9 protein-coding genes and 1 pseudogene are annotated in these 12688 nt (G+C 68.9%); 5 read left to right on the top strand and 5 right to left on the bottom strand.

Annotated features, from left to right (window positions below):
- Positions 1–27: 27 nt before the first annotated feature.
- A pseudogene (locus IBX18_RS24530) lies at positions 28–1547 on the bottom strand (methyltransferase).
- Positions 1548–1728: 181 nt separating this feature from the next.
- Positions 1729–2469 (bottom strand): VOC family protein, encoded by a 741-nt coding sequence (locus IBX18_RS24525; protein WP_194835858.1) that lies wholly within the window; start codon positions 2467–2469, stop codon positions 1729–1731.
- A 159-nt stretch (positions 2470–2628) separates the two neighbouring features.
- Here IBX18_RS24525 and IBX18_RS24520 point away from each other — a divergent pair, with 159 nt between their 5' ends.
- Together IBX18_RS24520 and IBX18_RS24515 are read left to right on the top strand one after the other, a co-directional pair.
- Positions 2629–3906 (top strand): MFS transporter, encoded by a 1278-nt coding sequence (locus tag IBX18_RS24520; RefSeq protein ID WP_228541748.1) that lies wholly within the window; start codon positions 2629–2631, stop codon positions 3904–3906.
- A 565-nt stretch (positions 3907–4471) separates the two neighbouring features.
- The gene (locus IBX18_RS24515) at positions 4472–6109 is read left to right on the top strand and encodes an NAD(P)/FAD-dependent oxidoreductase (RefSeq protein WP_306796386.1); all 1638 of its coding nucleotides are present in this window, start codon (positions 4472–4474) and stop codon (positions 6107–6109) included.
- A 1211-nt stretch (positions 6110–7320) separates the two neighbouring features.
- Here the strand turns inward: IBX18_RS24515 and IBX18_RS24510 are convergent.
- Positions 7321–7665, bottom strand: a complete 345-nt coding sequence (locus tag IBX18_RS24510; RefSeq protein ID WP_228541747.1) for a DUF3099 domain-containing protein — start codon at positions 7663–7665, stop codon at positions 7321–7323.
- A 162-nt stretch (positions 7666–7827) separates the two neighbouring features.
- Here IBX18_RS24510 and IBX18_RS24505 point away from each other — a divergent pair, with 162 nt between their 5' ends.
- Positions 7828–8073 carry a DUF3039 domain-containing protein gene (locus IBX18_RS24505; RefSeq protein ID WP_228541639.1) on the top strand — a complete coding sequence of 82 codons (246 nt, stop codon included), beginning with the start codon at positions 7828–7830 and terminating at the stop codon, positions 8071–8073.
- A 2-nt stretch (positions 8074–8075) separates the two neighbouring features.
- On the opposite strand, the gene IBX18_RS24500 is transcribed toward IBX18_RS24505, so the two are convergent.
- Complete coding sequence (locus tag IBX18_RS24500) at positions 8076–9218, bottom strand: YihY/virulence factor BrkB family protein (RefSeq protein ID WP_194835855.1); 1143 nt, start codon at positions 9216–9218, stop codon at positions 8076–8078.
- A gap of 281 nt (positions 9219–9499) precedes the next feature.
- Here IBX18_RS24500 and IBX18_RS24495 point away from each other — a divergent pair, with 281 nt between their 5' ends.
- Positions 9500–11188, top strand: coding sequence for a DEAD/DEAH box helicase (locus tag IBX18_RS24495; RefSeq protein WP_194836008.1), 1689 nt, complete (start codon positions 9500–9502; stop codon positions 11186–11188).
- A gap of 21 nt (positions 11189–11209) precedes the next feature.
- On the opposite strand, the gene IBX18_RS24490 is transcribed toward IBX18_RS24495, so the two are convergent.
- Entirely contained in the window at positions 11210–11818 is a 609-nt protein-coding gene (locus IBX18_RS24490) for a TetR/AcrR family transcriptional regulator (RefSeq protein ID WP_194835854.1), read from the bottom strand.
- 105 nt (positions 11819–11923) lie between these two features.
- On the opposite strand from IBX18_RS24490, the gene IBX18_RS24485 reads away from it, so the two are divergent.
- Positions 11924–12664 (top strand): SDR family NAD(P)-dependent oxidoreductase, encoded by a 741-nt coding sequence (locus tag IBX18_RS24485; RefSeq protein ID WP_194835853.1) that lies wholly within the window; start codon positions 11924–11926, stop codon positions 12662–12664.
- Positions 12665–12688: the final 24 nt, after the last annotated feature.

Raw genomic sequence — 12688 nt, 5'->3', positions numbered from 1 at the left:
GCACCGACCTACCCGCGATCGCCGGATTTACACGGGCCGCACCAATCCGTGGCGGACCAGTCCGGCCACCACGGACAACGCTTCGGCCGCGACTCCGTGGTCACTTCGGCAGATCCGTGGGCAACCGCCAGCAGTTCGATCAGTTCGTACAACGGCAGGCCGTCCGCGCGCATTCCCGCCAGCAGCGAGATGGTTGTCTCGTCCACCTCGTGCTGCCAGCGCGGCCCGTCACCGCGGTGCACCCGCGCGACCTGCTCGGCCCAGCCGTCCGGGCCGGGCAGCGCGACGCGTTCCAGCGCGGTTGCCGGGTCCACCACGAAACGTGAAGTCCAGGCCAGTTTTTCGTCACCGGCCACGGCGCGCAGCCAGGCCGAACGCTCGAAGTAGCGGGTCGCCTCGTCGCCGAGCGGGTCGTCGAAGCCGTGCGTGAGATCCTCGGCGAGCAGTTCGGTCGGGGCGTCGATGGCGCGCAGATAGACGAAGCCGAAGCCGATGCCCTCGACGTCGGCCGCGGTGAAGGCGTCGAGCCACTGCTCGGCGCGGGCCTGCGCGGCCGGGTCGCGCGGGTCGAGGCCCGCGTCCCGCAGCCAGGTGCCGACATAGAGGGCGGGGTCGGCGACGTCGCGCTGCACCACCCAGGCGTCGACGCCGTGCGCGGGCAGCCACGACGACACCCGGTGCCGCCAATCCTCGCCGTCCACATGCACCCAGGCGGCCAGCATCGCGGCGGTGCCGCCGGGGGCGAGCAGGTCCGCAGCCTGTCCGATTACCAATTCGCTGGCGCCGTCGAGGGCGAGCCCGGAATCGCGGTAGGTGTGCTCGATCCGGGCGGGACCCACGACGAACGGCGGGTTCGCCACCACCTGGTCGAAGCGGCGGCCCACGACCGGTTCGAACCAAGAGCCTTCGAGCAGTTCGATATCGAGTCCGTTGAGTGCGGCGGTGGCTTCGGCGAGCCACAGCGCGCGGGTGTTCACGTCGGTGGCGGTCACCTGGCTCGCGTAGGAGGCGGCGTGCACGGCTTGCACGCCGCAGCCGGTGCCGAGGTCGAGCACCGAGCCGACCTTGCGGGTCGGGGTGGCGCGCAGCAGGGAGAGGGAGGCGTGGCCGACACCGAGCACGTGTTCTTCGGTGAGGGTGCGCCGGTGCATCGAGTCGTCGAGATCGGACAGGATCCAGCGGGTGCCCGCTCCGGCATCGAGGGGACGCAGGTCGAGCGCGGCGCGGACGGTGTCGCCGTCCCGGTCGAGCAGGCCCGCCGCCACCGCCCGGTCGATATCTACCGGCAGCAGTGCGGCCGCGACATCGCGTTCGGGCAGTGCGTCGCCGAGTAGCAGCAACCGGATGAGCGTGCCCAGTTCTCCGGCGTCGCGCGCGGCACGGCGCACCGGGACCGGTTCCGATCGGCCCAGTGCCGCGTGCACGTCCTCGCCGAGTACCTCCAGCAGAGTGTCGGCGTCGTAGCCGACCCTGGTCAGCGCCGTCCGGAGCTCCGGGCACAGCGCGGTGAGCAGGGATCCGGTGGTCGTCGATCGGTTCGTAGGCACATCGGTACTCTGCCACCGCTTACTCGGCCGACTTCGCAGGTGGTGCTCTCGCGAGCAGCTGCGCGCGCCCGGGGAGCAGTCGGATAGTGCTGGGCCGCGGTAGCGAAATCTTGGGGATCGAGCAGAGTCATCTGGTCGGTATCCAAGATCTTTCGGCGACCATATGACTCTGCTCGATGGGTCAGACGCCTCTGGGGTCTCGGGCGGTGATGCAGTAGGTGGCGCCTGCGGGGTCGTGCATGACGATCCAGTGTTCGTAGCGATCTATCACTGTGGCGCCGAGGGTTTCGTGCCAGCGGGCGGTGGCGTCGATGTCCGAGGAGGACAGATCGATGTGCGCGCTGGTGGGGCGGTCGTTCTCGAGGCGTTGGAGTAGGAGGTGGATGGGGAGGGATTCGGCGGCGCGCAGACTTGCGAACTCGGGCAGCCTGCCTTGCTCGAAGTTCCAGCCGGTCAACGTCTTCCAGAAGTCCGTTTCGGCGGCGTGGTCGGCGGGGCCGATGTCCAGGCACACCTGGTCGAGGCGGCTGAGGGTGCCGTCGGGCGCTTTCGTGGCGGGGGCGGGGGTGCCTCGGCCGCGACCGCTCGGGGTGAGGCAGAAGGTCTGGCCGCCGGGGGAGCGCAGGACGGCGTAGTCCGGGTGATTCGCAACCAGTTCGGCGCCGAGGTCGAGCGCGGTGCGCACGGCGGTCGGGATGTGGTCGACGTCGAGGTCGAGATGGACGCCGCCGAGACCAGTCACCGCCTGCATCTTCACGCCCGCCGCCGCGAACAGCGCGGGATCGGGGAGCAGCGTGAGGAATTCGTCGTGCTCGCCGCGGCGAGCCGATAGTTCGGTACCGGTGACCGTGGACCAGAACTTCGCGCAGTCGTCGAAGCGCTGTGCGGGGCGGTCCAGGAAAGCCCAGATCCACCGAATCATGTTCACTCCTGTCTTGTACCCGCAGCCACCATAGGGAAAGCGACGCGCGGTGTCGAGCAGATTGGCGTGTCGCCGGTACTGGCACGATCTTGGTGTTTTGTGGCCTTCCGGCCGCTCGTTGCGCGGCCGAATTTCCGGCACGCTCAGCGGGTGACCGAGCTGCAGACACCACCGCCAGTACCGTTGCACGACACCGTGGCCCGGCGCGGTCCGCATCCGGCGTGGATCGTGGCGGGGGTCGGCTTCGTCGCGCTGCTCGGTGCGGCCGCGTTCCGCTCGGTGCCCAGTGTGCTGATGGATCCGCTGCACGCGGAGTTCGGCTGGTCGCACGGCACGATCGGCGCGGCGGTCTCGCTGAATCTGCTGTTGTACGGGTTGATTTCGCCGTTCGCGGCGGCGCTGATGGACCGGTTCGGCATCCGCAAGGTGGTGTCGGGGGCGCTGGTGCTCGTCGCGGCAGGCGCGGGGCTCACCGTGTTCATGACCCAGCCGTGGCATCTGATGCTGACCTGGGGTCTGCTGGTGGGTGTCGGCGTCGGGTCGATGTCGATGCCGTTCGTGGCGACCATCACCGGCCGCTGGTTCGTGCGGCAGCGCGGACTGGTGACCGGGGTGCTCACGGCGGCGGGTGCGACCGGTCAGCTGGTGTTCCTGCCGCTGGTGTCGATGCTGGCGCACGAGCACGGCTGGCGGCTGCCGTCGCTGATCGTCGCAGGGACGGCGCTGGCGGTCGTGCCGCTGGTGTTGCTGTTCATCAGGGATTATCCGAGTGATGTCGGGGTCACCGCGTACGGCGCGGAGCCGGGCAGCGTGGTCGGCGTTCGCACACCGGCTGCGGTCGGCGCGTTCCGCGCACTGACGGTGCTGGCCAAGATCGCGCGCACACCCGGGTTCTGGCTGCTGGCAGGTGGTTTCGCGGTCTGCGGGGCGTCGACCAACGGTCTCGTCGGCACCCATTTCGTCAGCGCCGCGCACGACCACGGCATGCCGCCGACCGCCGCCGCGAGCCTGCTCGCCGTGGTCGGCATCTTCGACGTGGCGGGCACCATCGCCTCCGGTTGGCTGACCGACCGCATCGACCCGCGCTACCTACTGATCGGCTACTACGTGCTGCGCGGCCTGTCCCTGCTCATCCTGCCGTCGCTGCTGGGCCCCCACACCCAACCCAGCCTCTGGGTCTTCATCATCTTTTACGGCCTCGACTGGGTAGCCACCGTCCCACCCACCGTCATGCTCTGCCGTGAACTGTTCGGCAACGACGGCCCCGTCGCCTTCGGCTGGGTCTTCGCCTCCCACCAGATCGGCGCCGCCATCGCCGCCACCGGCGCAGGCGTCATCCGCGACGTCCAAGGCACCTACGACCTCGCCTGGTACTTGGCCGGCGGTTTATGCGCCACAGCAGCCGTAATGTCCGCCTTCATCCGTCGTAAGGCCTAACGCCCCGCCGCCATGTCCCCTCCAGCGTTGCTGCTGCGCGCGAACGGGACATGACGGCGGCGTCACTCGGTGGATGGTGCCGTGGTGTCCCGTTGGGCGTGGTCGGCATCCGCAGGTGGGACGTGGTGGAGGTGACACTCGGCGCATGCCGACGTGGTGTCCCGTTGGGCACGGCCGGGATTCGCGAGCGGGACATGTTGGCGGGTCTGCTCGACGCATGCCGCTGTGCTGCCCCGTTGGCAGCTGATGGCATTCGCGAGTGGGACTTGATGGCGTTCCCGCTCGGTGGGTGCAGCGGTGATGTCCACATTCATCCGCTGCAAGGCGTGACGCCGATCAGTCTCCCGATCTCGGCGAATGGACCGGGGTCGCGGAGTTGATCTTGTGGGGCGGTTGGGGTGGCGAACGGGACTGGTCGGCGGCGACACACCTCAGGTGCCCGGGTTGGGGTGGTGATGTGTGACACAGTGTCTGCGCTGAGGGTGGGTCGGTGGCCCTATGAGCGCGGATCGGCCGCATGGTCGGTTCGGTGGTGTGGACCGGATCGCAGCAAAGGAGCTGGATCGTGCGTGAGAACACCGTTGGTCGGCGTGATCTGTTGCGTTACACCGCTGCCGGTGCGGCCGGGCTGGTGTTGGGGGCGGCGGGGGGTGCGGTCGCTTCCGGCCATTTCGCCGGTCGTGAGGCGTTGCGGCCCGCGGCCGGGAGTGCCGATATTTCACCGTCTCGTCGGGATCGGGCTCGGCTGGTCGCCCGGGACATCGTGGGTGTGGACGAGTCCGGTCGCGATGTGCGGGCACTGCACCGAGAGTTGCTTGCCGGTGCGGGCCCGAAGCGCACGGACAACCCGCAGGATGTCGCTGTGGTGGGGGCCGGCGCCGCCGGGTTGGCCGCAGCGTGGATCCTGGCGCGGGCGGGGCATCGGGTGCGGGTGTTCGAGGGCTCGGACCGGGTGGGCGGCCGGATTCGGACGCTGCGGGAACCGTTCGCGGCCACCGGTGGTCACGGCGAGGCCGGTGCGATGCGCATCCCCGCCACGCACACCATCACCACGGGAGTGCTGGCCCGGTTGAGTGTGCCGACCCGCCCGTTTCACATGACCCACCCGCATCGACTGGTCAGCGCCGGTGGCGTGTCCATGACCCGGGCCGAGTACACCACTGATCCGGCACCGATCGCGGGAGTGTTCGGTGCCGCAGCGGTGCACGGTCGGGCGCTGCTGGATCAGGTGTTGTCGCGCACGGGCGTGAACCGGGACAGCGATGTCGAGGCGTGGACCGACTTCCTGGCCCGCTACGACGAGATGTCCCTGCGGGATTGGCTACTCGCCCAAGGGCTTTCGGAATCGAGCATCGATCACCTCGGCTCCATCGAGGGCATCACCGCCCGCATGGGTTTGAGTCTGACCCACAACCTCATGACCGCCACCAACCTCGCTCCCGGCACCGAGCTGGTCGAAATCGTCGGCGGCACCGATCGATTGATCGTCGAGTTGGCCGGAGCCGCGAAAACCGCTGGGGCAGAGATCATCACGAACTCCGTGGTCACCGGGGTCGACGGACGACATCCGCGGCTGCGACTGCGGTACGGCGCAGGCGAGGACACCGTCGAGGTCGATCGCATCGTGGTCGCGGCACCGTATTCGCTGCTGCGCTACCTCGGCTTCCAACCGGCCCTGTCCTACGGCAAACAGCGCGCCATCGCGGAACTGCACCACGACGCCGCGACCAAAACCTTCCTCGAGTTCTCCACCCGCTGGTGGTCCGGGCACGGCGGCATCGACGTCACCGACGCCCCGCCGCGACTGACGGTGTACCCCTCCCATCCCACCGGCGACGGCGGCGTCGTCATCGCCTCCTACACCTGGGCCGACGACGCGCACGCCTGGGATGGCCTGCTCCCGGCCGAACGCGCGGCCGAATGCCTCGATCACCTCGCCGACGTGCACGGCCCCGCGGTCCGCAGCGCGTGGACCGGCGGCTACGCCTCGCACTCCTGGGCCACCGACCGCTGGGCGAACGGCGAAGCCGCGATCTACCTGCCCGGGCAATCGGTCGAAATCGGCCCGGACACCCGCACCCCCGAAATGGACGGGCGGGTCGCCTTCGCGGGCGACGCCACCTCCACCCGAGGCCGAGCCTGGATCGAAGGCGCACTCGAAAGCGGCGCCCGCGCCTGCACCGACCTCGGCATCACCACCTGACGGGGCAGCCGACGGTCGGGGCTCCAGCAGCTAGGCCCTAAGTCGAAGTCCCAACCAGCCCGTATGCCGCCGTCGTGTCCCGTTGGGTACGGCCGACATTCACGAGCGGGACATGGCGGCGGGTCTACTCGGTGGATGCCGCCGTGGCGTCCCGTTGGGCGTGGATCGTGTTCGCGAGTGGGACATGGTGGCGGCCCCACTCGCTCGAACCCGACGCCAAGTCCCGGTGGCGTGGATGGCGTTTGCGGGCGCGACATGTGGCGGTCGACCTCGATGGGCGCCGCCGCGATGTCCGCATTCATTCGGCGCAAGGCCTGACGCCGCGCCGCCACGTCCCGCCGTCACCGATGCTGCGCCTGAATGGGACGTGGTGGAGGCTTCACGCGGAGGATGGCGCCGTGCTGTCCCGCTGGCCGCGGACGGCGTTCGCCGGTGGGACATGGTGGCGGGTCTACGCGGCGGATGCCGCCATGGTGTCCCGTTGGGCGTGGACGGTGTTCGCGGGTGGGACGTGGTGGCGCGTGTACCCGATGGTTGCTGCCATGGTGTCCCGTTGGGTACGGATGGCATTCGCGGCCGGGCACGGTGGCGGGTCTACTCGCTCGAACCCGACGCCATGTCCCGCCGTCACCGGTGTTGCGCTGAATGGGACGTGTTGGAGGCTTCTTCCGGAGGATGGCGCCGTGTTGTCCCGCTGGCCGCGGACGGCGTTCGCCGGTGGGACACGGTGGCGGGTCTACTCGGTGGATGCCGCCGTGTTGTCCCGTTGGCCACTGATGGCATTCGTGAGTGGGACATGGCGGCGGCCCTACTCGCTCGAACCCGACGCCATGTCCCGCCGTCACCGGTGCTGCGCTGAATGGGACGTGTTGGAGGCTTCTTCCGGTGGTTGCTGCCGTGTTGTCCCGTTGGCCACTGATGGCATTCGTGAGTGGGACATGGCGGCGGCCCTACTCGCTCGAACCCGACGCCATGTCCCGCCGTCACCGGTGCTGCGCTGAATGGGACATGTTGGAGGCTTCACGCGGAGGATGGCGCCGTGTTGTCCCGCTGGCCGCGGACGGCGTTCGCCGGTGGGACATGGTGGCGGGTCTACGCGGCGGATGCCGCCATGGTGTCCCGTTGGGCGTGGATCGTATCCGCAAGCGGGACTGGGTGGCGGGTCTACTCTCGCGATCCCGCCGCTGTGTCCCGGCGGCCCAGCCCGGCGATCAGCTGTCGATGGCGTTGTGCGGCCGAGCTTCCAGCGCGGCGCGGCGCTCGTCCCAGCGGCTCGGTTCGTCTTTGCGACGCGGCGGACGGTCGTTGGCGATGAGGACGGCGATCCAGGGGAGCGGGATGGAGACCGCGATGATCAGGATCGACAGCAGGGCGCTGCTGAAGGTGCTGTAGGCGATGGCGGCCAGCACCAGGCAGGGGATGCGGAAGGCCATGATGATGGTGTACCGGCGCACGCGCGAGCGGTGCTGGTCTTCCAGCGAGGGCTGCGCCTCGGTGATCAGGACCGGATGCTTGTCGTCGGTGCCGGGGAAGTAGCCGGAGGATTTCGGCGGCATCGTCACGTCCGGACGCTCACCACGGCCGATGTCGCCGGCGTCGGGGGAGTCGCCGTGCTGCTGCATGTCTTCGAGTCTTCCACTGTCGGAGCCCCAGTGCACACAGTGTGGTCAGCCGGACACTGGACCGTGATCGGTCACCGTTTGCGCGAATGCGGCATCATGGAATCCGTGAACACCGACACCATGGTTCGCCCCGATTCGACCACCGACGAGTCGACGAGCGACGACACCCCGAAGTTCTTCCATTACGTCAAGAAGGACCGGATCGCGGAGAGCGCCGTCATGGGCACCCATGTCGTCGCCCTGTGCGGTGAGGTCTTTCCGGTGACGCGGTCGGCCAAGCCCGGTTCGCCGGTCTGCCCGGACTGCAAGAAGGTCTACGACGGGCTGAAAAAGGGCGAGTGAGGTTATGGGGGCGGCGTCTGCGCGGACGCCGCGCCCGGTTGCTCGGGTGTGTCGACAGGTGACGGCGGAGCTTTCTCCGTCGTCTCGGTGGTTTCTGTCTTCGGATCGTCCTCGTCGGGCGAATCCCCGGTCAGCTGATTGGTGATCCACTCCCGCACCTGCTCCATCCGGGTCGTGCGCGCGGGCCAGAACTCCTGCACGGCGGCGTTGAATTCCGCGCCGAGGATGATGGCGAACCCGAGGAAGTACGTGAAGAGCAGAAACGCGATCGGCGTCGCCAGTGCGCCGTAACTCACACCCGTCTCGGTCACCCAGGACAGATACCGGCGCAGCACCTCACTGGCCGCGATGAAGAAGACAGCCGCGACCAACGCCCCCGCGAACATGCGGTGCCAGGGCAGCGAGGTGTGCAGTGCCAGCTTGTAGAGCGTGGTGAGCACGATGATCAGCAGCAAACCGACGCCGGGGTAGTAGAAGAAGTCCAGCAGTTGCAGCCCGGTCACCCGCCACGGCTCCGGCAGCACCCGGCCGATGATGGTGGGCCCGAGCGCCACCAGCGGCAGGATGAACACCGAGGCCACCAGGAATGCCACATACAGCAGCAGCGCGAAGATCCGCTGCCACACCGGATGTCGCAGGTCCTGCTGACCGTGCGCCTCGACGATCGCGTCCACGAACGTCGCCATCGCCGACGACCCGGCCCACAGCGACAGCACGAAACCCACCGAGACGACCGCGCCGCGCCCCTTGCCGAGCACGTCCTTGACGGTCGGCTCGATCAGATCCGACACCACGCTGGAGCTGAACAGGTCGCGGCTGAACGAGATGATCTTCGATTCCACGATCTGCACGGTGTCCGGCCCGAACCAGGTGCCGACGTACCCGAGGCTGCCGAGCACCCCGAGCAGCAGCGGCGCCAGCGACAACGTCTGCCAGAACGCGGCGGCCGCGGATTTGGCGAAGATCGAGTCGTCCCAGGCCTTCACCGCCACCCGTACCGTCAGCCTGACGGTCTTCCTGCGGGCCCGGCGCAGCCGGATGGTCACCCGTTGCGCCGAGGTCAGTTTGCGCGCGGCCAGGCCACCGCTGAGCGACGGTATGTCGGTCCGCAGTGGTTGGTCCGGCAGGGCGTTTTCCTCGGGCATCGTCCCTCAAGCATCGCGCACGAGCGGTGCGCGCATCGGATTCCGGGGGCGACGTGTCGTCGGGCAACGGGTGAATTCCGGCGTGTCGGTAGTTGAACATGTGATGCCCATCGCCCACGCCGCGTCGGTTTGGCAACACGCCGGGCCGGGCCAGTAGGGTCGACTGCGTGACTGGGTCGGGTGGCGCCGCTGTGGCGGGAAGAGCGGAGACACCGGGCGATTCGGCTAGACCCGAGGTCTCGGGGACGCCGAACAGCTCCGGTACATCGGGCGGTGGATCGCTGCGTGCCTGGCAGCGCCGGGCCTTGACCAAGTACCTGTCGTCCAAGCCACGCGACTTCCTCGCGGTGGCCACGCCGGGCGCCGGTAAGACCACCTTCGCGCTGCGCGTCGCCGCCGAACTGCTGGCCGACCGCACCGTCGACCAGATCACCGTCGTCGCCCCGACCGAACACCTCAAGCACCAGTGGGCGCAGTCCGCGGCGCGCGCGGGGATCCAGCTGGATTCGCGGTTCTCCAACGCGACGGGCGGCACGTCCGGCGATTATCACGGTGTTGTCGTCACCTACGCCCAGGTCGCCTCGCACCCGTCCCGGCATCGGGTGCGCACCGAAAACCGCAGGACCCTGGTCATTCTCGACGAGATCCACCACGCGGGCGACGCGAAGAGCTGGGGTGACGCGACGGCCGAGGCGTTCGGCGACGCGACCCGCCGGCTCGCCCTCACCGGAACCCCGTTCCGCAGCGACGACAGCCAGATCCCGTTCATCACTTACGAACCCGACGAGTCCGGTTTCCCGCGTTCGCGCGCCGACCACGCCTACGGGTACTCCGAGGCGCTCGCCGACGGCGTGGTCCGGCCCGTGGTGTTCCTCGCCTACTCCGGCGAGGCGCACTGGCGCGACAGCGCGGGCGAGGAGTACACCGCCCGCCTCGGCGAGCCGCTGAACGCCGAGCAGACCGCCCGCGCCTGGCGCACCGCGCTCGACCCGGCGGGCGACTGGATTTCGGCGGTGCTGCGCGCCGCCGACATGCGGTTGCGTCAGCTGCGCAGCACCGGTATGCCCGATGCAGGTGGCCTGGTCATCGCCACCGACCAGGACCGTGCCCGCGACTACGCCGAACTGCTGGAACACATTTCGGGCACGAAGCCCGCGCTGGTGCTGTCCGACGAGCCGACCTCCTCGGACCGGATCGCCTCGTTCGGCGCGAGCAGTGAGCCGTGGATGGTCGCGGTGCGCATGGTGTCCGAGGGCGTGGACGTGCCGCGCCTGGCCGTCGGCGTGTACGCGACCAGCGCCTCGACGCCGCTGTACTTCGCTCAGGCCATCGGACGGTTCGTGCGTGCCCGCAGGCCGGGTGAGACCGCGAGCGTGTTCCTGCCGTCGGTGCCGGTGCTGCTCGATCTGGCCGCGCAGCTGGAGTTGCAGCGCGACCACGTGATCGGCAAGCCGCACCGGGAGAAGGACGGCCTCGACGACGAGCTGCTGATCGATGCGAACAAGCAGCAGGACGAGCCGGGCGAGGAGGAGAAGTCCTTCGTCGCGCTCGCCGCGGACGCCGAGCTCGACCAGGTGATCTACGACGGATCCTCCTTCGGCACCGCCACTTTCGCGGGCAGCGACGAGGAGGCCGACTACCTCGGCATCCCCGGTCTGCTCGACGCCGACCAGATGCGCGCGTTGCTGCGCGAACGTCAGACCCGGCAGATCGCCGACCGCGGCGAGTCGTCGTCGGCGCCCGATCCGGGCCCCCAGGTCGCGAGCGCGGCAGAACGCGTCGCGACGGCGGACCGGTTGGGCGAACTGCGGCGCGAACTCAACAGCTTGGTCGCCATGCACCACCACCGCACCAACAAACCGCACGGCGTGATCCACGGCGAGCTACGCCGCGAATGTGGCGGGCCGCCAACGGCATTGGCGTCGGCCGATCAGTTGGTGGAGCGGATCGCGGCGCTGCGCCGGATGTAGAATCCGACCGCACTGCGCAGATCAGGTAGCTGTGGCACCCGCCGGCCAGGCCGCCATAGCGACATCGATCGACTGCGTGAGCTCCTCGAGCGAGGCCCCATCGCGGGCTTGGATCGATAGCCCGTAGAGCACCGTGGCGTAGAAATGGGCCAGTGCGGCGGTGTTGGTGTCGGCGGGCAGATCGCCTTCCGCGACACCGCGATCCATCCGGCGCCGGATCTCTTCGGTTGTCTCCCTGCGCTTTTCGATCAGGAAGTCGCGGATGCTCTCGCTGCGGGTGGTGTAGGTGGACCCCGCGAGCACGACCATGCAGCCGTGCGGTTTGTCCTCGACGGTGTAGGCGATCGCGTTGTCCCGCAACATCGCATCCATAGCGGCCCGCGCCGTCGGCTCTTCCCGTAGCGCCCGGTCGGTGTACCCACCGTCGGTCTGTCCGTACAGGCTGACGGCCTCCCGGAACAGTGCCTCCTTGCCGCCGAACGCGGCGTACAGGCTGGGCGAGTTGATGCCCATCGCGGAGGTGAGGTCGCTCATCGACGAGCCCTCGTAGCCGTGTTCCCAGAACACCTCCATGGCGCGGCGCAGGACCTCGGTGCGGTCGAAGGCGCGTGGTCGTCCCCGGTCGGCCATGGTCGTCCTTTCTGTGTCGATCGTTAAATATACCCCTTGACGCCGCGGCGGTCGCTGCGCTTAGCTATTTATGTACTGATCGACACAGAATTTGGCGGAGGAACGATGACTGATCTCGCGGGCAAGGTGGCACTGGTGACCGGCGGTAGCCGAGGAATCGGCGCGGCGATCGCACGGAAGCTGGCCGCCGACGGCGCCGACGTGGCGTTCACCTATCGGAACGCCGAGGTACCGGCGAAATCCGTAGCCGCGGATATCGAATCGCTCGGCCGCCGCGCGCTGGCGATCCGCGCCGACAGCGCCGACGCCGGTGCCGTGGTGAGCGCGGTCGATCGGACCGCGGCCGAGCTGGGCAGGCTGGACATCCTGGTGAACAACGCGGGCGTCTTCCCGGCCAAGCCGTTCGAGGAATTCACGCTCGAGGAGATCGACCGCGCCCTGAACATCCACGCGCGGGCCGCGTTCGTCGGCGCACAGGCGGCGGTGGCGCACATGACCGGTGGCGGCCGGATCATCAGCGTCGGCACCAACCTGTCCGAGCACGCCCCCTTCGCCGGCCTCTCGCTCTACAACCTGAGCAAGTCGGCGCTGAACGGATTCACCAAGGCGCTCGCGCGGGAACTGGGACCCAGGGACATCACGGTGAACCTGCTCCAGCCGGGATCGACTGTGACAGACATGAATCCGGTCGACGGCGACCATTACGGCACCCAGCTCGCGCTGTCGTCACTGGGCCGCTTCGCGCAGCCGGCGGACATGGCGGCGATGGTCGCGTTCCTCGCCGGTGAGACCGGACGCAGCATCACGGGGGCGATCTTCACGGTCGACAGCGGAACGAACGCTTAGCGCGGCGTCTCTCCGGGCGCCCCG

Origin of the sequence: Nocardia sp. XZ_19_369 (genome assembly GCF_015355715.1) — a bacterium.
Taxonomy (GTDB): domain Bacteria; phylum Actinomycetota; class Actinomycetes; order Mycobacteriales; family Mycobacteriaceae; genus Nocardia.
Note: the sequence above shows the minus strand (reverse complement) of the source record. Positions and strands in the feature narration are given on the sequence as shown.

Coding starts and splice junctions, on each gene's coding strand:
- IBX18_RS24490 (WP_194835854.1), bottom strand. CDS start 11,818: ATGGCCGACCGGGGACGACCACGCGCCTTCGACCGCACCGAGGTCCTG.
- IBX18_RS24510 (WP_228541747.1), bottom strand. CDS start 7,665: ATGCCGCCGAAATCCTCCGGCTACTTCCCCGGCACCGACGACAAGCAT.
- IBX18_RS24500 (WP_194835855.1), bottom strand. CDS start 9,218: ATGCCCGAGGAAAACGCCCTGCCGGACCAACCACTGCGGACCGACATA.
- IBX18_RS24505 (WP_228541639.1), top strand. CDS start 7,828: ATGGAATCCGTGAACACCGACACCATGGTTCGCCCCGATTCGACCACC.
- IBX18_RS24485 (WP_194835853.1), top strand. CDS start 11,924: ATGACTGATCTCGCGGGCAAGGTGGCACTGGTGACCGGCGGTAGCCGA.
- IBX18_RS24525 (WP_194835858.1), bottom strand. CDS start 2,469: ATGATTCGGTGGATCTGGGCTTTCCTGGACCGCCCCGCACAGCGCTTC.